Source organism: Xanthomonas vesicatoria ATCC 35937 (genome assembly GCF_001908725.1).
GTDB lineage: Bacteria > Pseudomonadota > Gammaproteobacteria > Xanthomonadales > Xanthomonadaceae > Xanthomonas > Xanthomonas vesicatoria.
On the sequence record NZ_CP018725.1, the window covers coordinates 1,519,747 to 1,542,265 of the forward strand.

General features: G+C 65.1%; 13 protein-coding genes. 8 read left to right on the forward strand and 5 right to left on the reverse strand.

The window, feature by feature from the left end; translation table 11 throughout:
* The first annotated feature begins 269 nt into the window (after positions 1 to 269).
* Entirely contained in the window at positions 270 to 2,687 is a 2,418-nt protein-coding gene (locus tag BJD12_RS06645; RefSeq protein WP_005997828.1) for a TonB-dependent receptor domain-containing protein, read from the forward strand.
* Between the two features lie 76 nt (positions 2,688 to 2,763).
* Positions 2,764 to 4,911: a phosphocholine-specific phospholipase C gene (locus BJD12_RS06650; protein ID WP_005997827.1), complete on the forward strand. Its 2,148-nt coding sequence runs from the start codon at positions 2,764 to 2,766 to the stop codon at positions 4,909 to 4,911.
* A 70-nt stretch (positions 4,912 to 4,981) separates the two neighbouring features.
* Here the strand turns inward: BJD12_RS06650 and BJD12_RS06655 are convergent, their stop codons facing one another.
* Entirely contained in the window at positions 4,982 to 5,929 is a 948-nt protein-coding gene (locus BJD12_RS06655; protein WP_042828741.1) for an alpha/beta hydrolase, read from the reverse strand.
* A gap of 116 nt (positions 5,930 to 6,045) precedes the next feature.
* Positions 6,046 to 6,939, reverse strand: a complete 894-nt coding sequence (gene bla / locus BJD12_RS06660) for a class A beta-lactamase (RefSeq protein ID WP_005997825.1) — start codon at positions 6,937 to 6,939, stop codon at positions 6,046 to 6,048.
* A 100-nt stretch (positions 6,940 to 7,039) separates the two neighbouring features.
* On the opposite strand from bla, the gene ampR reads away from it, so the two are divergent.
* Positions 7,040 to 7,909, forward strand: a complete 870-nt coding sequence (ampR, locus tag BJD12_RS06665) for a LysR family transcriptional regulator AmpR (RefSeq protein ID WP_005997824.1) — start codon at positions 7,040 to 7,042, stop codon at positions 7,907 to 7,909.
* 131 nt (positions 7,910 to 8,040) lie between these two features.
* The gene (locus tag BJD12_RS06670; RefSeq protein ID WP_039420216.1) at positions 8,041 to 9,306 is read left to right on the forward strand and encodes a lytic murein transglycosylase; all 1,266 of its coding nucleotides are present in this window, start codon (positions 8,041 to 8,043) and stop codon (positions 9,304 to 9,306) included.
* Between the two features lie 51 nt (positions 9,307 to 9,357).
* Here BJD12_RS06670 and BJD12_RS06675 read toward each other — a convergent pair whose 3' ends face one another.
* Together BJD12_RS06675 and BJD12_RS06680 are read right to left on the reverse strand one after the other, a co-directional pair.
* Positions 9,358 to 9,858 carry a YcxB family protein gene (locus tag BJD12_RS06675; protein ID WP_005997822.1) on the reverse strand — a complete coding sequence of 167 codons (501 nt, stop codon included), beginning with the start codon at positions 9,856 to 9,858 and terminating at the stop codon, positions 9,358 to 9,360.
* 50 nt (positions 9,859 to 9,908) lie between these two features.
* Positions 9,909 to 11,825: an ABC-F family ATP-binding cassette domain-containing protein gene (locus BJD12_RS06680; RefSeq protein WP_042828740.1), complete on the reverse strand. Its 1,917-nt coding sequence runs from the start codon at positions 11,823 to 11,825 to the stop codon at positions 9,909 to 9,911.
* Between the two features lie 181 nt (positions 11,826 to 12,006).
* Here BJD12_RS06680 and BJD12_RS06685 point away from each other — a divergent pair, with 181 nt between their 5' ends.
* The 4 genes from BJD12_RS06685 to BJD12_RS06700 all read left to right on the forward strand — a co-directional run bounded on the left by BJD12_RS06685 (position 12,007) and on the right by BJD12_RS06700 (position 20,533).
* Positions 12,007 to 14,385, forward strand: coding sequence for a TonB-dependent receptor plug domain-containing protein (locus BJD12_RS06685; RefSeq protein WP_074059337.1), 2,379 nt, complete (start codon positions 12,007 to 12,009; stop codon positions 14,383 to 14,385).
* Between the two features lie 337 nt (positions 14,386 to 14,722).
* Positions 14,723 to 15,148 carry a VOC family protein gene (locus BJD12_RS06690; RefSeq protein ID WP_005996313.1) on the forward strand — a complete coding sequence of 142 codons (426 nt, stop codon included), beginning with the start codon at positions 14,723 to 14,725 and terminating at the stop codon, positions 15,146 to 15,148.
* Between the two features lie 274 nt (positions 15,149 to 15,422).
* Entirely contained in the window at positions 15,423 to 17,810 is a 2,388-nt protein-coding gene (locus tag BJD12_RS06695; protein ID WP_042828526.1) for a TonB-dependent receptor plug domain-containing protein, read from the forward strand.
* A 323-nt stretch (positions 17,811 to 18,133) separates the two neighbouring features.
* Entirely contained in the window at positions 18,134 to 20,533 is a 2,400-nt protein-coding gene (locus BJD12_RS06700) for a TonB-dependent receptor plug domain-containing protein (RefSeq protein WP_005992341.1), read from the forward strand.
* Between the two features lie 210 nt (positions 20,534 to 20,743).
* Here the strand turns inward: BJD12_RS06700 and BJD12_RS06705 are convergent, their stop codons facing one another.
* Positions 20,744 to 21,937: a cytochrome P450 gene (locus tag BJD12_RS06705; RefSeq protein ID WP_005992343.1), complete on the reverse strand. Its 1,194-nt coding sequence runs from the start codon at positions 21,935 to 21,937 to the stop codon at positions 20,744 to 20,746.
* Between the last annotated feature and the right edge of the window lie 582 nt (positions 21,938 to 22,519).

Here is a 22,519-nt window from a genome sequence, read left to right on the forward strand (position 1 = left end):
ATGATTCGGTGGTCATGGCGTCGCTGCATTTTCGACAAAAAGCCGTGCGGCGAAGGACTTCGCGTGTCTGGATCCGGCACCACCGCCATGGCCTTCATGCCAGAGCAACTGGGCGCGTCGATACCGAACAGCGGTAACCGTCGCGCTGGCGACCGGTCCAAGGAGTAGCCTCCATGGGGTGATCGCAGCCCCATCGGTTGCGCGGTCATCATCACGCAACGCAAGCGCGGCAGGCTGCGGCTACCCCCTCCTTCGCCTGCTGGATTGCAATGGATTCGATGTCCTGCCCGCGCGTGCGCCATTCGGCCACGCTTGCCTTGCTCCTGGTGCCGCTGACCTCTCACGCATACGCCCAACAGGTCCCCGACGGCGCCGCACCATCCGCGCCGCTTGCAGACAGCAATGGCAATGGCAATGGCGAGCAAGTCTCCACGCTGGATCAGGTGCAGGTGGTCGGCCAGGCGATGACCTATTCCAAGACCACGGTGAGCAAGGAGATGCTGGACCGCCAGTTCGTGCTGGGCAGTGTCAACGACGCGCTCAACGAGTTGCCAGGCGTGGTGGTCACCGAAGCCGATGCATTCGGCTCGTCCGATTGGGGCACGCAGATCAGCATGCGTGGTTTCGTCAGCAACCGCGATACCCAGCAGATCGGCACCACCGTCGATGGCGTGCCCAACGGTGGATCGGCTTATGGCGGCGGCTCCAAGGCCAACCGCTTCATCGACATGCCGGACCTGGAAACGGTGGAGGTGAGCCAGGGCACTGCGGATATCGCCTCGCGCTCAAACGAAGCGTTGGGCGGCACACTGAACTACCTCACCGGCGAGCCGCTGGAAGAACAGCGTGTGCGGGTGATCGGCGGTATCGGCGACAACCAGGCGCGCAAGTATTACGCGCGCTACGACACCGGCCTGTTGGGCGGCAACACGCGTGCCTGGATCAGTGGCTCGTCGGCGCGCAACGACGACTGGATCGACGGTAGCGGCCACACCAGCCGCGATCATCTGGCCGGCAAGTTCGTCAGCACCTTGGACAAGTGGACCTTGAGCGGCTATCTGTCCTACGACGATGCCGACGAGTCCGAATACACCAGCGTGACGCCCGAGCAGTTCGCACGCGATCCCGAACACGACTTGCTGACAGGCAGGCTCACCGGCATTCCCTACCTGGACCAGAACTACCGCTCCGGCTCGCGCGCATTGCGCAAGAACACGTTTGGCTACCTGCGCGGCGCCTTCGACGGCGGCAACGGCATCAAGGCCACGCTCACCGGCTACGCGCATCGCATGCAAGGCCGTGGCGACTGGATTCCGCCGTATCTGGTGGACGTCACCAACGATGGGGCCGGTGCGCCGGAATCGGAGGCGCGCGGCGGCAACACCGTGTATGGCGGCAGCGATCTGGGCAAGTTGTATTACCTGACCCCGGGCGGCGCAGCCGCGACCATGCTGGCTGGTTGCGCCGGCAGCGATGCGCTGCCGGCCGAATCCAACCCGGCCTGCTATCCGGCCGGCTCGGTGCCGGTGCAGTCGTATCGCCACAGCCACTACGACAACCACCGCGCCGGCGCGATGGCCGATGTGGAATGGCGCGCGGATCTGGGCGCCATCGACAACACCGTGCGCGCCGGTGCGTGGCTGGAGCGCTACGACCGTAGCGTCACCCGCGACTGGCATCGCCTGCTCAACGTCGGCACCAATATCGGCTTCGATCATCAGCCGTACTGGGTGCAGTTCAAGGACGACTACCAGACCGACGAGCAGATGTATTACGTCGAGGACGTGATGCGCTACGGCGCCCTCGCCTGGCGCGTGGGCCTCAAGCAGTTCTTCGTCGACCAGACCCGCGACCGCCGCATCGGCGATGCGCAGCATGTGGAGTCGGATTCACATTCAGACCCGCTGCTGTCGGCCGGCCTGACCTGGACCACCCCGGTGCAGGGCCTGGAAGCCTTTGGCGGGTATTCGCAGAACTTCGCCGCGATTCCCTCCGGTGTGCTCGGCGAAACCGACCCGGTCGCGCTGAGCCGGGTGCAGCCGGAGACCGCCGACAACGTCGAACTCGGCCTGCGCCTGAGCCGCTGGCCATTGACCGGCAGCGTCACGCTCTACGACATCCGCTTCGACAACCGCATCGTGTATGTGCCGGCCAACTTCGTCACCGGTATCGACTACCTGGGCGAGACCGACGGCGTGTACGAGAACTTCGGTGGCGTGCATGCGCGCGGCGTGGAAGCGGCGCTGGGCTACGGTTGGGACAACGGCTGGCGCATCAATGGCGCCTACACCTACAACAAGGCCGATTACCTGGGCAGCGGCGATGCCGCGCGCGATACCGCGCTGGAGATCACGCCCGGCGCGCAGGTGATCGGCCAGCCGCGCAACACCGTGGTGGTGTCGGCGGACTGGCGCGGGCAGGCATGGCGCTTCGGTGTGTCCGGTCGTTATCTGGGCAAGCGCTATCTGGACGCCTCCAACCGCGCCGCACTCGATGGGGTGACCACCTTCAACGCGAATCTGGGCGTGGAGTTGTCGCAGCTATCGGCGCAGCTCAAGGGGCTGCAACTGGCGCTCACTGTCAGCAACCTCACCGACAAGCGCTATCTGGAAGGCGTGGACGGCAGCGACAGTGCCTTCATCGCCGCACCGCGCACGGTCGGGCTGACGCTGACGCTGGATCTGTAACGGCAACCTGCCATGCTGTGCGATGCCCGTAGCGCACACCGGTGCGGGCATCCCTTTCGATGCGACGCGAGTACCCATGATCGACCTGCCCCGCCGCCGTTTGCTGCAAGCCAGCCTGACCAGCGGCGCGGCCGCACTGTTACCCAGCATCGCGCGTGCCGCGGCCATCGCGCCGGACCGCCGCAGCGGCACGATGGAAGATCTGCAGCATGTGGTGATCCTGATGCAGGAAAACCGCGCGTTCGACCATTACTTCGGTGCGCTGCCCGGCGTGCGCGGATTCGGCGATCGCTTTCCGATTCCGGCCCCGCCACTGCCAGGCGCGCCTTCGCGTACGGTGTGGCTGCAGCCCAGCGAAGACGGCATGCAATGGCTCACCCCATTTGCATTGGACACGGCCGCGCAATTCGGCTTCATGCGCGTCAAGGGCACACCGCACAGCTGGCCGGATGCGCAGCAGGCCTGGGACCATGGCCGGCTCGGGCACTGGGCGGCGGCCAAGCACAATCACGCGCTGGGTTACTACGGGCGTGCGGACATTCCCTTCCAGTACGCGCTTGCCGATGCGTTCACCATCTGCGATGCGTACCACGCCTCGATCCAGACCGGCACCAACTCCAATCGCGTGTTTCTGTGGACCGGCGGCAACGACCCGCAGGCGCGCAATGGCGGGCCGGTGATCGGCAACTCGCACGACAACTTTCCGGAACTGGGCGGTTTTGCCGAGCCGTATCGCTGGACCAGCTATGTCGAACAGCTGCAGCGCGCAGGCGTGAGCTGGCAGATCTACCAGGACATGGCCGACAACTTCACCGACAACCCGCTGGCCGGGTTCGAGACGTTTCGGCAGGCCTACCGCAACGCGACGGGGCACGATGCACAGCTGCGCGCGCGTGGCATCAGTACGCGAGGCGTGGAGCAGTTGCGCACGGACGTGGTGGCCGGCCGGCTGCCGTCGGTGAGTTTCGTCATTGCCGATGCGGCCGGCAGCGAGCATCCGGATCCGTCCAGCCCCGCCCAAGGCGCGGCCTATACCGCGCGCGTGCTGGATGCGCTCACCGCCGATCCGCAGGTGTGGAGCCGCACGGCATTACTGCTGATGTTCGATGAAAACGACGGCTTCTTCGATCACGTACCGCCGCCTGCGCCGCCGTCGCCGGACCCGCGCGCGGCGGGCGGCTTTGCCGGCGCCTCCAGCATCGCCACCGACGACGACTACCATCGCCAGCCTGCACCGGGCGAGCAGAAAGTAGATCTTCTCGCGCTGCGCGGGCGCCCGTACGGGCTTGGCCCGCGTGTCCCAATGTATGTCATTTCGCCATGGAGCCGTGGCGGCTGGGTGGATTCGCAGGTGTACGACCACACCTCGGTGCTGCGCCTGCTGGAGCGGCGGTTTGGCGTGCAGGCAACGGAGATCACGCCATGGCGGCGTGCGGTGTGTGGCGACCTGACCAATGCGTTCGACTTCCGCAGCGCCAATGCGCGCCCATTCGTCGCATCGTTGCCCGATGTGGGCGATGCGGCAACACGCGCAGCCGCCCTGCGCGAGCACACGCTGCCGCCGCTGCCGGCCACCTTGCAGCCGCCCGCGCAACCGTTCGGCGTGCGTCGTTCGCGCGCCGTGCCGTATCGGCCGAGCGTGCAACTGGCACATCTGCCCGAGCGTGGCGAGGTCCGGCTACGCATGAAAAACCGTGGCGCGGCGGCGGTACTGCATGTCTACGACCGCTACGACCTGGCGGCGATCCCGCGCCGCTACACGGTGGGTACCGATGCCACGTTGGACGGCGACTGGACCACCTATGATGGTCGGTACGATCTGTGGCTGATCGGCCCGAACGGATTCCATCGTCACTATCGGGGCGACCTGAGCGCTGCGTTGTTGCTGGCCGACATCACCCAGGCAGCGGACGACCCGGCTGCGCTGTCGTTGTCACTGCACAACGCCGGAGCCCTGCCGCTCCAGGTCGCGCTGCAGCCGGCCGCTTATGCGCAGGCGCAACCGCGCGAGCAACTGCAGCTTGCCGGCGGCCAGGCCTGGCAACGCAGCTGGAAGGCGGCAGCCAGCGGCGGCTGGTACGACTTGTGGATCGAACACGACGGCGCAAGCCAACGGCTGGCCGGTCGCATCGAAACCGGTGTGGACAGCGTCAGCGACCCGGCCATGGGTGGGCCGGCGCGGCTGCAGCAAGACAGGCCTGTCGTGATCGGCCCACTGGGCTGAGCCTTGCGGCTCGGAATGCGGTGGGCGCGCATCTGAGATGTTCGGCCAGCACGCGCGGGCACCGCTGCGCTCAGCGTGCGTCGGCCGTATCCAGCATGCCGATCGTCCCTAACCAGGTTTCCACCAGATGCGGCCATTGCGCGATCGGCAGTGTGCCCGCGCGCAGACCGAACGCATGCCCACCTTCGGCATAGAGATGCATTTCTGTCGGTACACCGGCGTGCTGGAGCGCCACGTAGTAGGCCAGCGACTGACTGACGCCGTCCACGTGATCGTCCTGCGCCTGCAACACAAAGGTCGGCGGCGTTTGGGCGGTGACGGTGATGTCCGGCCGCAGCGACAGCTGGGTCGGATCGCGCGTGGCGCCATCTTCGTCCTCGTGTGCCCACAGATGGCCCGGGTAGACGGCAATGGCGAAGTCCGGTCGGCAACTCTGCGCGTCGGACGCGTCCACCGGCGGATACGTGCGCGTTGCAAAGTGGGTGCTGACCGCGGCCACCAGGTGGCCACCGGCTGAAAAGCCGAGCACACCGATCTTGTGCGGGTCCACGGCCAACTGGTCCGCCTGCGCGCGTACCAGTCCTAGCGCACGCTGTGCATCCTGCAGGGCCGTTTGCACCTTCGGGTAATAGCGGCGGTCGTTGCGCCAGGTCGGCCCCGAGTTCGGTACGCGGTATTTCAACAGCACGCAGGTGATGCCGCGTGCGGTCAGCCAGTCGCAGATGTCCGTCCCTTCCAGATCCATCGCCAGGACCTGATAGCCACCGCCGGGAAAGACCAGCACCGCCGCACCAGTGTTATGACCTTTGGGCGGATAGACCGTCATCGTCGGGCGACTGACGTCGCTCACCTTTGTCCACGGGAAACGCCCCTCGCCAGTGCCCACCGATTCGGGATTCGGGTGGCGCACCGCGTCTGGTACCGCCCCTGGCCAAAGCGGTATCTCCACCTGACCAGGCGCTGGTTGCCAGGCACTAGCAAGTGCAAGCCCGGAAACAAGCAGCAGCACCACTGCCACACACCACTGATACCGCCTGATTTGCATTGTCGATCCTCAAGAAGCGGAAGGGAAACGGGAAACATGTCATGGGCGAAGGCGCGACGTGACATGCGGGAGAATCCGAGCCGTTGCACTTAGTCCACGATGCTCTCGCGCACCGCGACCGCGACTGCCTTCAGCGCCGCGTCGCGTGCGGCGTCGTCGACCTTGGCACCGTTCAAATACGTGGTCAGCAGCAGCGGCGGCCTGCCCTTCGGCGGCCAGAGGATGGCGATGTCGTTGCGGGTGTCGGTGCCGTTGCTGCCGGTCTTGTCGCCGATCTTCCAGTCGCGCGTGAACCCTGCACGCAGGCAATCGTCGCCAGTGCGGTTGTCGATCATCCAGTCGGTCAGCTGCGTGCGCGAGGCAGGCTGCAGCGCATCGCCAAGCAGCAGCGTGTGCAGCGTCGACGCCATTGCCGCCGGGGTGGTGGTGTCGCGCGGCTCGCCGGGGGCGAACCCGTTCATCTCCGGCTCGTAGCGGTCACTGCGGGTCTTGGCATCGCCGATGCTGCGCAGGAAGGCGGTCACGCCGGGCGGGCCGCCGACCAGCGGGAACAACAGGTTGGCGGCCGGGTTGTCGCTATAGATCATCGTGGCCCGGCACAGGTCGCCGACACTCAGCGCGCCGCCGACATGGCCCTTGGTGACCGGGGCATGCTCAAGCATGTCCGAGGCACGGATCTTGACCGGTTGCGCCAACGACAGCTTGCCGCGGTCCACCTGCTGCAATACCGCGGCAGCCAATACAAATTTGAAGGTACTGCACATCGGAAAGCGCTCGTTCTCGCGCTGCCCGAGGCGCCAGCCGGTGGCGCTGTCGAGCAGGCTGATGCCCAGGCGACCACCGGTGCCACGTTCGATTTCCGCCCATTGTGCCCGCAGCAGGTCGTCCGCATTCACCGCCGGGCTGAGTGCCCGCGCGGGTCTGGACGCCGCAAACAGCATGCCCGCGCCGGTTGCGTACAGGAACTCTCGCCGATTCAACATGCGTTTGCCTCCTTGAGGAAGCCCGCAGTATCGATGCGCACGCCGCAGCCGACCATCGCGATGTTTCGATCACAGGCATGAATTGAACTAATCTCTACCGATGCCCCGCCCCCGCCTCCCGCTCAATGCCCTGCGCGCTTTCGAAGCCGCCGCGCGCCATCAAAACCTGACCCGCGCGGCGAACGAGTTGTGCGTGAGCCAGGCCGCGCTCAGCCACCAGATCAAGGCGCTGGAGCGACAACTGGGCACCAGCCTGTTCCACCGCCTGCCGCGCGGGGTGGCGCTGACCGACGAGGGTGCAGCGTTGGCGCCGGTGCTGGGCGAGGCCTTCGACCGCATCGCCGCCATCCTGGAGCGCTTCGCCGATGGGCGCTATCGCGAGGTGCTCAGCGTGGGCGTGGTGGGCACCTTCGCCACCGGCTGGCTGCTGCCACGATTGCCGGCCTTTCATGCCGCGCATCCGGATATCGAATTGCGCCTGTCCACCCACAACAACCGGGTCGATCTGGCCGGCGAAGGGCTGGATCTGGCGATCCGTTTCGGCGATGGCGACTGGCAGGGCCAGATCGCCCATGCGCTGATGGAAGCACCGTTTGCGCCGGTGTGCGCGCCCAGCATGGCGCGTGGCCTGCGCACGCCGGCCGATCTGGCGCAGCTGCCGTTATTGCGCTCCTACCGCGTGGACGAATGGCCACGATGGTTTCGCGCGGCGGGTGTGGCCGAAGTCGCCGCACGCGGGGCGATGTTCGATTCATCGTTGACCCTGGCCAGCGCGGCCGCCGCCGGTAGCGGTGTGGCATTGCTGCCGCTGCCGATGTTTCGCCAGGATCTGGACGCCGGGCGGCTGGTGTGCCCGTTCCCGATCCAGATCGACGCGGGGCGTTACTGGCTGACGCATCTACGTTCGCGGCCGGCCGACGGCCCTGCGCTCGGCTTTCATCGCTGGCTGGTGCGCACACTGTCGACGTGACCGGAGCGAGCAACCGCACGCGGCGATTGATTCCGCTTTGAAATACAGCACAAAAACGAATAGCTGCCATGGCTTTATTTCGGCATCCTTGACGACTAGCATGCCCGCCATCGTCAGTCCGAGGCATGCCCATGAAACTCCCCTTGCAGCATCTTCGTGTATGGCTTCTTGCCGGCGCATGCGTGACAGCGACCCACGCCTTTGCGCAAGTCACCGCCCCCTCCTCTGCACCTCCCGACGCTGCCGAGCAAAATCCTGCGGCGACCGAAAGCTTTGAACAATGGCTCGTCGACTTTCGCCAGCGCGCGCTTGCCGCAGGCATCGAGACCACCACACTGGACACCGCGTTTGCCGGCGTCACCGCCGACCCGTCCGTACATGCGCTGGATCAGCAGCAACCTGAGTTCACCCGATACCTGTGGGAATACCTCGACGACCGCGTCACGCCCTCGAGCATTCAGCAGGGCCAGCAACTGCTGGTCAGCAAGCGCACGTTGTTCGAGCAGCTACAGAGACAATACGGCGTGGATCCACGCATCCTGACCGCAATCTGGAGTATGGAGAGCCAATACGGCGCGCAGATCGGGGACCGCTACGTGATCCGCTCACTGGCAACGCTGGCCCACTCGGGCAGGCGTACGCGCTATGGTAATACGCAGCTGCTCGCCGCCTTGCAGATCCTGCAAACGGAGAAAGGTGTCGACCGGTCACAACTGGTGGGGTCATGGGCGGGTGCAATGGGGCAAACGCAATTCATTCCCAGCACTTACCGCGACTATGCCGTCGACGCCGATGGGGATCACACGCGCGACGTCTGGCACTCCAGTGCAGACTCATTGGGCTCTGCCGCGAATTATCTCAACAAGAGCAACTGGAACAGCCGCCTGCCCTGGGGCCAGGAGGTGCGCTTGGCCGCCGACTTCGACTACGCGCAGGCCGATATGACGATCAAGAAGACCGTCGCCGATTGGCAGCGCCAGGGCGTGCTGTGTGCAGGCAAGCCGATTGCGCCGGCCTTGGCGCAGGAACAGGCCTCGGTGCTGCTGCCCACCGGCTATCGCGGGCCGGCTTTCCTGGTGTTCGACAATTTCCGCAGCATTCTCCGCTACAACAATTCAACGGCCTATGCGCTGGCGGTGGGGTTGTTGGCCGATGGCTATGCGGGCGGCGCCGGGATCGCACAGCCCTGGCCCAAGGACGATCCACCACTCAACAGCGTGGATGCCATTACCGAACTGCAGCAACGGCTGGCCGACAAGGGCTTCGACGTCGGCGGGGTCGACGGTGCGCTGGGGCCGCAGACGCGCCAGGGCATCCGTGCGTTTCAGCGCAGCCAGGGGTTGCCGCAGGATGCTTACGCCAGCACCTCGTTGCTGGCGCGCGTGCGGTCGAAGTGAGGGCAGAAGACCGCGCCAAGTGATTGGAGGCTGCGAGGCGACACGCTGTGCTCAGCGGCGTCCGGACGCCTCGATCCCCTGCACCGCCACGCGGCGAAACGCCTCGTAGTGCGCTTGATCGGCGAACCAGTGTGGGGCGAACAGCTCGAACAAGCGGTCGTTGTGATACAGCAGCAGCACGCGCTCGTTCTCGCGGTAGCGGATGTAATCGGACCAGGGCCGGCGCAACCGCCCGTCCGCCCAGGTGATCTCCAGCCCGGTCTCGTCCCAGGCAAAGGTGTAGGTGTGCCGCAGCGCGGCCTGCTGGGCATGCAGGCGCTTGATCTTCCGTGGCAAGCCCCACAGGTGCAGCAACGCCAGGCCGATCAAGCCGCCGCCTCCGGCGCCGATCAGCACCGGGCCGATGATTTCGCCAGCTCCGATCAGTTGCAGCATGCCCGCCCCGATCAGGAGCAGGACCACCAGGATCACGATCAAGACCTTGGCCGTGTGCCGCGCATGCAGCCGCTGTGCGGCCAGATGGTCTTCCAGACTGATGGTGGCGCTGATCATGCTCGCTACGTCCCTGTGTTTGGCTCGGTGCCTAGCGTAACGCCTGCGCGTTACGCGCCCTCGATCAACTCCATCCACGCCGCCTCGGCCGCAGCCAGTTGCTGCGCCGTCGCCTCGCGGTCGCGGCCCAGCACCGCCATCTTGTCGGTGTCGGCATAGTTGCGCGGGTTCGCCAGCTCGCGGTCGAGCTCCGCCAGGGTAGCTTCCAGCTCGCCGACGCGCTTTTCGGCGCTGGCCAGCTTGTGCGGGTTGACGGCTTTTTTCGGTGGCAGCGGCTTGGTCGGCGGTGGCGGGGTGGGCGCCACTTCGGCCATCTTCTGCTTGGTGCCTTGCGCGGCCGGGCGGCTGCGCAGCCAGGCGGCGTATTCGTCCAGATCGCCATCAAACGGCTCGACCACGCCATCGGCCACGCGCCAGAAACTGTCGCAGACCAGGCCGATCAGATGGCGGTCGTGCGAGACCATCACGATGGCGCCTTCGAAATCGCTCAGCGCCTCGGCCAGCGCCTCGCGCATTTCCAGGTCCAAGTGGTTGGTCGGTTCGTCGAGCAGCAGCACGTTGGGCTGCTGCCAGGCGATCAGCGCCAGCGCCAGGCGCGCGCGCTCGCCGCCGGAGAAGCCATCCACCACCTCGAAGGCGCGGTCGCCGGCGAAATTCCATTTACCCAGGAAATCGCGGAACGCCTGATTGGAACCATCCGGCGACAGATCGCGGAAGTGGTCCATCGGCGACTGGCCCTCGTGCAGCGATTCCACCGTGTGCTGGGCGAAGTAGCCGATGCGCAGGTCCGGATGCGCACTGCGCTCGCCCGACAACGGCGCCAGCTCGCCCACCAGGGTCTTGACCAGCGTGGACTTACCCGCGCCATTGGGCCCCAACAACCCGATCCGGTCGCCCGCCTCCAACCCAAACCCAACATCGTGCAACACAGTTATGGCGTCGCTGGACCCGCGCTTTTGCGAATCCCCATTCCCCATTCCCGATTCCCGCGGCGAAGCCGCATACCCGCAAGCCGCATGATTCAGCCGGATCAACGAAAACGGCAGCCGATTTGGCTGGGCGAACTGGATGCGGAACTCGCGCTCGGCGCGCACCGCCTCGGTGCCGGCCATCTTGGCCAGCCGCTTCATGCGGCTCTGCGCCTGGGTGGCCTTGCTGGCCTGTGCCTTGAAACGGTCGATGAAGCTCTGCAGATGCGCGCGCTCGGCCTGTTCCTTGTCGTGCGCGATCTGCTGCTGGCGCAGGTGCTCGATGCGCTGGCGCTCGAAATCGGTATAGCCGCCGACATACAGTTTGGCGGTGCCGCCATGCAGGTGCAGGGTGTGGGTGGCCACGTTGTCCAGAAACTCGCGGTCATGCGAAATCAGCAACAAGGTGCCTGGGTACTTGAGCAGCCATTGTTCCAGCCACAGCACTGCATCCATGTCCAAGTGGTTCGTCGGTTCGTCGAGCAGCAGCAGGTCGCTGGGCATCATCAGCGCGCGCGCCAGATTCAACCGCACCCGCCAGCCGCCGGAGAACGAGGACACCGCGCGGTGATGGGTGTCGGCCGGGAAGCCCAGGCCGTGCAGCAGCTTGCCGGCACGCGCCTCGGCATCGTAAGCGCCGAGTTCGGCCATCTTCTGGTGCGCGTTGGCGACCGCCTCCCAGTCCTCGCGGGCGGTGGCGGCGGCTTCTTCCTGCAGCACCGCGGAGACTTCGATATCGCCGCCAAGCACAAACGACAGTGCCGGGTCCGGCAACGACGGGGTTTCCTGCGAGACGCTTGCGGTACGCACCTTGCCGGGCAGGTCCACGTCGCCCTTGTCGGCCTCCAGCTCGCCCTTCACCGCGGCGAACAGGCTGGACTTACCGGTACCGTTGCGGCCCACCACGCCGACGCGGTAGCCGGCATGCATGGTCAGGTCGACGTTGGACAGCAGCAGACGCTCGCCGCGTCGCATGGAGAAGTTGCGCAGGGAAATCATTGATGGACAGTCCGATAGAACGAAAAGGAATGAGCAGATGAGCAGCATTCCTGCGACGCCATTCTAGCGTTAACGAATAATTAGCGCCTTCAGGTTGGAAGATACGTGCGCTTCGCACCGCCGTGATCGCCACCCGCCCAGTCTAGTTGGCCCCGCTCGGGCTGCCGTTTTCGGAGTTGTCATGAACATCCCCCTGTCCTGCCTTGCGACCGCCGTGGTCGCTGCACTGCTTGCCTCTCCCGCCATGGCGCAGGACGCTGCGCCGGCCACCGCCAATACCCTGGATACGGTGATCGTCACCGGCACCCGCGTGTCCGACCGCACTGTGGCCGAATCGCAGTCGCCGATCGACATCATCAGCGCCGAATCGCTACAGGCCACCGGCACCCCCGAGCTGGCCACCGCGCTGGCACGCGCACTGCCGTCGTTGAACTTCCCTCGCCCGGCGCTGAGCGACGGCACCAGCGCGATCCGCCCCGCGCAGCTGCGCGGCCTGTCGCCGGACCAGGTGCTGGTGCTGGTCAACGGCAAGCGTCGCCACACCTCCTCGCTGCTCAACCTCAACGGCACCATCGGCCGCGGCGCGGCGGCGGTGGATCTGAACACCATCCCGGTGGCGGCAATCGCACGAGTGGAAGTACTGCGCGACGGCGCCTCGGCGCAATACGGCTCCGATGCCATCGCCGGCGTGGTCAACATCGTGCTCAAGGGCGCGGAAAAGGGCGGCAGCCTGCAGGCCGGCTTCGGCCAGTATTCGGCCGGCGACGGCAACAACTACGAGCTGTCAGGCGACACCGGTGTGGCCTACGGCGGCGACCGTGGCTGGCTGCACGTGGCCGCCCAGCTCAACCAGCAGGACCCGACCGACCGCGCACGCGGCTATGCCGGCGCGCCCAGCGTCTCGCAGCCGGCCGTGGGCCAGAAGGCATTCAAGATCGGCGACCCGGACGTCAATGCGCAGGCCGCCTCGCTCAATACCGAATACCAGTTCAGCGACAGCATCACCGGCTACGCCTTCGCCACCGCCAGCAACCGCGACATCACCTCGTTCGCGTTCTTCCGCGCGCCGGGCAGCATCCAGAACATCCTGTCGATCTACCCGCAGGGCTTTTTGCCGGAGATCCAGAGCTACGCCAAGGACCGTTCGCTGGTGGCCGGTGTGCGCGGCTCCACCGCCGGCAGCTGGGACTGGGATGCCAGCTACAACTACGGCTACAACCGCATCGATTTCCATACCCGCAACACGCTCAACGTCAGCCTGGGGCCGACCTCGCCCACCTCGTTCTACGACGGTGCGCTGGAGACCACGCAGAACATCGTCAACCTGGACGTCAAGCGCGGTTTCGACTGGGGTCTGGCGTACCCGGTGACGGTGGCGTTCGGCGCCGAATACCGCAACGAAAAATGGAACCAGTCGCCGGGTGAAGTGGGATCCTACTTCCAGGCCGGCACGCTGGCCGGCGGCGCGCAGGGCTATGGCGGATTCGCCCCCAGCGTGTCGGGCCAGTATTCGCGCAACAGCTACGCGCTGTACGCCGACCTGGAAGCCGACTTCACCGACAAGTTCTCCGCCGGCCTGGCCGGTCGCTACGAAGACTATGACGATTTCGGCAGCCAGGCCTCGGGCAAGTTGTCCGGCCGTTATGCATTCACCGAAAAGATCGCGTTGCGCGGCACGGTGGCCTCGGGCTTCCGCGCGCCGTCGCTGGCGCAGCAGTATTTCCAGTCCACCAGCACCACCTTCCTGGCCGGCAATCCCAACCCGTTCGAGATCCGCACCTTCCCGGCCGACAGCAACGTGGCGCGCGCCTTTGGGGCCGAACCGCTGGATGCGGAAACCTCGCTGTCCTACAGCCTGGGCCTGGTGCTGCAGCCCACCGATGCGCTCTACCTCACCATCGATGCGTACCAGATCGACGTGGACGACCGTATCGTGCTGTCGTCCAACCTCACCGGTACCGGCGTGCGCAGCCTGCTCGAATCGCAGGGCATCTTCGGCATCAACGGTGGGCGCTACTTCACCAACGCAGTGGATACGCGCACGCGCGGCGTGGACGTGGTGGGCAGCTACCGCTGGCAGCTGGCCGCCAGCAGCGTGGACCTGACTGCCGGCTACAACTACTCCGAAACCGAGGTGCGCAGCGTGGCGGCCAACCCGGCCGCATTGTCGGCCAACGGGCTGAGCCTGGAGCGCATCGACCGCACCGAGCGCGGTCGCATCGAGGAAGGCTTCCCGCGCGACAAGTTCCTGGTCAACAGCAGCTGGAATTCCGAGCACTGGACGCTGGCGCTGGGCGCCACGCGCTACGGCAAGTACAGCACACGACCGGCAGCGGCAATCAACGACCAGACCTTCGGCGCCAAATGGGTGGTGGATGCGTCGGCAAGCTACAAGGTCGATCGCTGGACGCTCACGCTGGGCGCGGACAACCTGCTGGATGAGTACCCGGACGAGAACAACTTCGCCAATTCCACCAGCGGGCAGTTTCCGTACAGCAATCTGTCGCCGTTCGGCTTCAACGGTGCCTATGTCTACGGGCGAATCAACTACCGTTGGTAAACGCAGCAAACGCCGCTAGCTGGTTACGGCTGACGATGCAAAGCGACTGCGCCGGTGCCGCGCAGCGCTACAGCATCGACATCAGGGTTTGATCACACGCCCCGGCCAGTCCGGCGCGTGTGCGTTGTGCGTTTGTGCGCGTGTGGCAGATGCGCAGGCGGGCGCAACCGCTTGCCGAATGCGGCTCCTGCATTGCGTCGTGCGTGCATTGCGCCCCTGCCGATCACGGTACGGTGCGCTTGCTCTCGTGCGCCCACGCACACCAGGCCACGCGATGACGAGGCGTACGCCCGGCGCGTGCTATGACCGGCGCTCCTGTCATTGCCGGAGCACGCCAATGGAAGCATCGCAACTGAGTCGGGGCCGCTTGATCGATCACCTGCATCTGGTGGTCCACGACCTGCCGGCGAGCAAGCGCTTTTATCAAGCCGTGCTCGAGGTCCTTGGCATTCCCATAGGCGGCGAGGGCGACCGCCATTTCTGGGCCGACGAATTGTTTGTCTCCGACCGCGACACGGTGGCGCAGGGTGTGTTGACCGGCCGCCACCATCTGGCCTTTCAGGCGCGCGATATTGCGATGGTGCAGGCGTTCCATCGCGCCGCCCTGGCCAACGGTGGACGCGACAACGGCGCGCCGGGTCTACGCCCCTATCACCCAAGTTATTACGCAGCATTTGTGCTCGATCCGGATGGCAACAATATCGAGGCGGTCTTCCATGGTCCTGCGCAACGCAGTGCAGATTCGGTACAGATCACCTATTGATGCCCAAGTTTCATAACAGGTATCGATGCCCAAAATGGGGCAACGCAATCCGTTGCCCGGCATAGGTAACTGCAATCGACGCCTCACTTTGGTGCACGATGACAACGTTGGCATCAGCACATGCTTGATGACAGTTGCACGCGCAACGTAACCAAAATTTGACATGCGGTTACGCGTGGTTAATGGTTGAGAACGCACCGCAGCTGCCGCAATGGACGCGGCCTGGGAGGGGGCCCACTGCGTGCATCCGTTCCCCACTCGGAGTTGTTACCGCATGAATTGCAAGTCCAGTCCACTCGCAGTCGCTGTTGTTGTTGCCTTGTCGTTTTCCGCTTCAACCGCAGTTGCGCAGTCGCAAGCTCCCACCCAGAAAACCCTCGACACGCTGATCGTGACCGGTACGCGCGTGGCCGACCGCACCGTGGCCGAATCGGCATCGCCGATCGACATCATTTCGCCACAGGCATTGGAATCGACCGGCACCACCGAGTTGGCTACCGCGCTGTCACGCGCGATCCCCTCGCTCAATTTCCCGCGCCCCGCCATCTCCGACGGTTCGGACGCGGTGCGCCCCGCGCAGCTGCGGGGCCTGTCGCCCGATCAGGTGCTGGTGCTGGTCAACGGCAAGCGCTATCACAGCACCGCGCTGATCAACCTCAACGACACCCAAGGCCGCGGGTCATCGCCGGCAGACCTCAACACCATCCCGATCGCGGCAGTGGAGCGCATCGAAGTGCTGCGCGACGGTGCGTCGGCGCAATACGGCTCCGATGCGATTGCTGGCGTGATCAACATCGTGCTCAAGGGAAGCGGCGAAGGCGGCAGCGTCAATGGTCGCTATGGTAAATACAGCGCCGGCGATGGCGAGCAATACCAGCTGTCCGGCGATGCCGGTTTCAGCTTCGCCGGCACCGGCAAGGTGCATCTGGCCGCGCAGGCCGGGCATTCGGACCAGACCAATCGCGCGTTGCCGTTCGGCGGCCGCGTGGAGCAGCGTTACGGCGACCCGGAGATCGACCAGGGCGCCATCTCGTTCAACGGCGAATACAGCCCCACCGATTACCTCACTTTCTATTCGTTCGGCATGGTCAGCCGCCGCGAAGTGCTGTCCAACGGCTATTTCCGTTTTGCCGGCGACAACCGCAACCGCCCGGAAATCTATCCGGACGGCTTCCTGCCGCAGATCTACAACGTCAGCAAGGACGTGTCGTGGGTGGGCGGGTTGAAGACCTCCACCGAAGGCGGCTTGAACATCGATCTGAGCTACAACTACGGCCAGAACAATCTCACCTTCGATGTACGTAACAGCTTGAACAACAGTTTAGGGCTGGCCAGCCCGACCGACTTCCATGCCGGTACGCTGGAAGTCACCCAGAACGTGCTCAACGCCGACTTCACCAAGACGCTCGATTGGGGCCTGGCCTACCCGGTCACGCTGGCCTTCGGCGCGGAATGGCGCGGCGAGAAGTTCAATCAATCGCCTGGCGATGCAGCATCGTCGGCCAACGGCGGCATTCCCTCCGCCAACGGTGCGTTGATTCCCGGCGCGCAGGTGTTCCCGGGCTTCAAGTTGTCCGATGCCGGCTACTACAATCGCAACAGTCATTCGGCCTATGTGGATCTGGAAGCGGATCTGACCGAGAAGTTCTCCGCCGGCCTCGCCGGGCGCTACGAGAAGTACAGCGACTTCGGCGACACCGCTACCGGCAAGCTGTCGCTGCGCTATGCGTTCACCGACAAGGTGGCGCTGCGTGCCACCGCCTCCACCGGCTTCCGCGCACCATCGCTGCAGCAGCAGAACTTCCAGTCGATCGCCACGCAGTTCCTCAACGTGGCGCAGCCCAACGGCTCGGTGACCGCGATTCCGTTCGAGATCGGCACCTTCCGCACCGACAACCCGGCCGCGATCGCGCTCGGCGCCGAACCGCTCAAGGCCGAGGAATCCAAGAACTACGGGTTGGGCGTGGTGTTGCAGCCGGTGGAGAACCTGTACATCACCGTCGATGCCTATCGCATCGAGATCGACGACCGCATCGTGCTGTCGGAGAACCTGACCTCTACCGCAGCGCGTAATTATCTGCAGGCCAATGGCTTCCCGGGGATCGGCGGCGGGCGCTACTTTACCAATGCCGTGGATACCAAGACCCAGGGTGTGGATGCGGTCGGCACCTATCGCTGGGCCCTCGATGGTGGCAGCGCAGAGCTGACCACCGGCTACAACTACAACAAGACCGAAGTCGAACGCATCGCCGCCAACCCGGCTGCACTGGAAGCCATCGACCCGGGTGCAGTGCGTATCGGCCGTGCAGAACTCGGCCGCATCACCGAAGGCACGCCACGCGACAAGTTCTTCCTGGGCGGAACCTGGTCGCCGGGCAACTGGTCGTTCACCGGCACCGCCACACGCTGGGGCGAGTTCAGCACCTTCGGCACCAACGCCGGCAGCGACCAGACCTATGCAGCGAAGTGGACGCTGGATCTGGCCGCGTCCTACAAGCTGGGTGCGTGGAACTTCACCGTCGGTGGCGACAACGTGCTCAACGAATATCCGGACCGCCAGGAAGCCGGGCTCGGCACGCGCACCTATCTGCCCTACAGCAGCGCTTCGCCGTTCGGTTTCAACGGCGCGCTGGTGTACGCCAACGTGAACTACAAGTGGTAACTGCGGGTGCCGGTCGGTAACGACGGCGCTCACCTGGCACGGCGACGCCGGACAGCGCGTTGCCGACCGCAGCGGTATGTGCCCGCACTTTCGTAATCGGGAGTGCGGGCGCTCAACCCCTCGGCTTGTCCGCTTTCGCAAGGACGCCCCGCAAGGATGCACAGCGCGCGGCATGGCGCGTTGCAGATCGTCGGCATTGCCGCGCCTGCCGCTTTGCATCTGCAAAGACCCGGCCTGCATGCCCGATCACCCTACGCAGTTGTCTTCCCCCGTTACACGCATTTCACCGCTGCGTCCTTCATCCCCTTTGAGCCTTGATTCCCATGCACACCTCCAACGCACTTTCGCTGGCGATTTCAGTCGCACTCACCGTCTGTTCCTTCGCTGCCAGTGCGCAGTCGCAATCGACCCAGCCGCAGAAGACCCTGGACACCCTGATCGTCACCGGTACGCGCGTCAGCGACCGCACCGTGGCCGAATCCGAATCGCCGATCGACATCATCACCGAGCAGTCGCTGCAGGCCACCGGCGCGACCGACATCGCCACCGCTTTGGGCAAGCTGCTGCCGTCGCTGAACTTCCCGCGGCCGGCGATTTCCGACGGTAACGATGCAGCACGCCCGGCCACACTGCGCGGGCTGTCGCCGGATGCGGTGCTGGTACTGGTCGATGGCAAGCGCTATCACACCTCTTCGCTGATCAACTACAACCCCTACGTGGGCCGCGGCTCGGCGCCGGCTGACCTGAACTCGCTGCCGATGTCGGCGATTGCGCGCATCGAAGTGCTGCGCGACGGTGCGTCGGCGCAGTACGGCTCCGATGCGATCGCCGGCGTGGTCAACATCGTGCTCAAGCACGGTGCCGATGCGGGCAACAACAGCATCTCGGTCAACGGCGGCATCATGGACAAGGGCGATGGCGAGCAGAACGGCATCGACGGTTCGGTGGGCCTGGCCTTCGGCGGCACCGGCGGCGACACCGCACCGGGCTGGGTACGGCTGTCGTGGAACTACCAGAACACCATGAGCACCAATCGCGGCGAAAACACCAACCGCGCCACCACCGTGCCGGGCACGCCCAATCCGGGCGGGGTGCCGTACCAGCGCCACGGCGACCCGGCGTCCAACTTCTATCAGGGGCTGGCCGCATTCGGCTACGCGTTTTCGCCCAATGTGGAACTGTACGGCCACCTGAGCATGAGCCGTCGCGAAGTCACCTCCAACGGCTATTACCGCGCGGCCGACAACACCGCGCGCAATGTGCAGGCGATCTATCCCAACGGGTTCCTGCCGCAGATCTACAACCCCACCAACGACCGCTCGGCCGTGCTGGGACTGAAGGGCAGCACCGAAAGCGAGTGGAATTGGGACGTGTCGGCCACCTACGGCAAGAACGACATGACCTTCAACATCCTCAACAGCATCAACACCAATCTGTATTACACCACCGGCGCCTCGCCGACCAACTTCAATTCCGGCGGATTCGAGACCGAGCAGGGCACGATCAACGTCGACGTCAACAAGTCCTTCGACTGGGGCCTGGCGTATCCGGTGAATGTCGCCTTCGGCGCCGAGCATCGCCAGGACCGTTACCAGATCACCGCCGGCTCGCCGGCGTCGTACTTCTTCGACCCCAACACCATCAATCCCGACGACGGCGCACCGTATCCGGGCGGTGCCCAGGTGTTCTCCGGGCTGGAGCCGTCGGTGGCCGGCAAGTTCGGCCGCCACAGCAACGCGGTCTACGCCAACCTGGAAGCAGACATCACTGACAAGCTGTCCGGCGGCATCGCCGGCCGCTTCGAAAACTACAGCGATGCCGGCTCCACGCGCTCGGGCAAGCTGTCGGCGCGCTACGCCTTCAGCGATACGTTCTCCTTGCGCGGTACGATTTCCAACGGCTTCCGCGCGCCGTCGCTGGCCCAGCAGAACTATGCCTCGGTGGTGACGTTGATCCAGGACGGCGAGCTGGTGCAGGTCGGCACCTATCGCACCTCCGACCCGGTGGCCGTTGCCTTGGGCGCCCGCCCGCTGAGCCCGGAAAAGTCCACCAACTACGGCCTGGGCGGCGTGTGGCAGCCCACCGCCAACTTCACCTCCAGCCTGGACGTGTACCAGATCCGCATCTGGGACCAGATCCTGTATTCGGATCAATTGCAGCTGGCGCAGCCGATCGGGCAGGTGGCGGCGGTGCAGTTCTTCGTCAACGGCGCCACCAGCCGCACGCGCGGCGTGGACTGGATCAACAGCTACCTCGCCGACCTGGGCAACTACGGCAAGCTCAACCTCAGCGCCAGCGCCAACTACAACAAGACCACCATCCTGGAGCTGTCCAACCCCAACTTCGGCCGCGCCAGCCAGGGCCTGCTCACCGATGCCACGCCGCGTACCAAGTACATGGCCGCGGCGGACTGGTCGGTTGGCGGATTTGCGCTGAACTTCAACGCCACCCGCTACGGATCGATCAAGCGCATCAGCGACCCGGCCGATGGCAGCCAGGACCAGACCTACGACGCGCGCTGGCTGTTGAATCTGGCCGCCAGCCAGACCTGGAACCAGTTCACCTTCACCGTGGGCGCGGACAACATCACCAACCAGTACCCGACCAAGGCGCAGCTGACCACGGCCTACGACGACCGCGCCGGCGGCCTGCAGTATTCATCGTTGTCGCCGTTCGGATTCAACGGCCGCTACTGGTATGGCCGGGTGACCTACCGGTTCTGAGAAAGCCCGCAGACCGGAGCGCTGCGCGTGGCGCACATCACCACCGCATCATCGTTTTCCGCCGCTCCAGATGCCTGCATCGATCGCGATTGCGCCCGATGCAGGCACGCAACAGGCATCACCGAGCACTCGGTGGTGCCTTGTTTTTTGGGACAGGGTCGTCGATGCGCGCACACCGAAGGCTGCGGCAAGCCATGCAGCGAGGCTGCATCACCAGGACGCCAGCAAGGCATCCACGCCGCGGAGATTGGCACGGTCGTTCCATGTCAGCGTCTGAAGCTGGTCTAGCCGCAACGCCGGCAACTGCGTGAGCAACGCCGCAAGCGCGGCTTCCATCTCGATCAACGCAAGCCGGTTGCCCAGGCAGTGGTGGATACCGCCGCCGAACGACAGCGCGCGGCCCTGTTGCCGGCGGATATCCAGCACCTGCGGGTCGCTGAATTGTGCCGGATCGTGATTGGCCGCACCCAACATCAGATGCACCATCTCGCCTTCGTGCAACGTGCTCCCCGCGAGCTCGAAATCCTGTAGCACCGTGCGCGTGGCCATCTGCACCGAGCTGTCGTAGCGCAGGCATTCGAGCACTGCATTCGGCAGCAATGCCGGGTTGGCTCGCAGCTGCGCCAACTGCTCGGGATGCCGATGCAGCGCAACCAGGGCGTTGCAGATCATGTTGGAGGTGGTTTCGTGGCCGGCAAAAAACAGCAGGATCACATTAGAGACGATCTCGTCGCCGCTCAGCCGGTGACCGTCATCTTCCGCGCGAATAAAGCGTGAGATCAGGTCGTCGCCGTCGCTGCTTCGGCGCGCCTCGATCACCGCATGAAAGTAACGTTCCAGCTGCAGATACGCTGCGCTGGTGGCCTCGAGCTCGTCAGGCGTCATCATTGGGTCGAACACCTTGGCCAGCGCGCTGGTCGCATGCCCGACCGTGGTGGCATCCGCAGGGTCGATGTCCAGCATGCGGCAGATGATGCGGATGGGGAGCGGAAAGGCGAAATCACGCAGTACATCGCAGTGGCCGTGTGCGCGAAACCCCGCAATCAACGCCTCGGCGGTGTCGCTGGCCACCTTGCGCATGGACTCCATCTGCCGCGCACTGAATGCCTGGGTCATCAGCCCGCGCAGACGCGTGTGCACGGGAGGATTGACCAGCAGAAACATGCGACTCATGCCTTGAAACAGCGGCATCTCCACGGCTGCGGCGCCATAACGCAGACGGATGCTCTGCAGATAATCGCGGCCGACGCGCCGGTCGCTGAGCAGGCTGTCGACCACCGTGTAGTGGCCGGTCATCAAGCGACGTTCTGCGACCTCCACCAGCGGCCCCTCTGCGCGCAGCCGTGCATACGTCGGATACGGGTCCTGACGAAAATTTTCTGTTGCGAAGTCGCTGAGATGCATGATCTGGGCTCGTTGGGCGTGATCGCGGGATGCGCGATGGGACGTAGGGAAGGAGTGCAGATCGCTTGCACGAAGCGACGCGAGAATTGTCGTGCGTCGCCGCGCCCCTGCCTTGCGCTGGCGCGAAGCCTTGTCGTCAAACTTCAACCGCGTGCGTCGGCGCAGCTGCGTCAGTGCGCGTGCGCATCGCTGGCAGCGTGTTGACGCGCCAACGCTTGCGTCATTGCCTGCGCAACGGCATGCGCATGGCGCGTTGCGAGCAACGAGCAAAGCGGTGCAGCAATTCGCCGCGCCTGCTGCGGCCCACTATCTGCAAAAGATGCGCACCACCAACCCGCCAGACTCGCCGGCCGCCTGAGGACTGCATAACGGCATGGCCATGGGGCGGTGCAATTCTGAGCGCTGTTTCGCGCTGTTTCGCCCTGTTGCGCCGTCGCACTCCATTGTCGATGGTGGCCGCTGTGCATTGATGCGCGCTGGGATGACGTTGCGGCCGTATCGGTCTATCGCTCGGCATTGCGCGCCACTGGTTCGATATGCCGGCAGCCTTCTGCGGCTTGCCCAGCGCGCCAGCATGCGCCA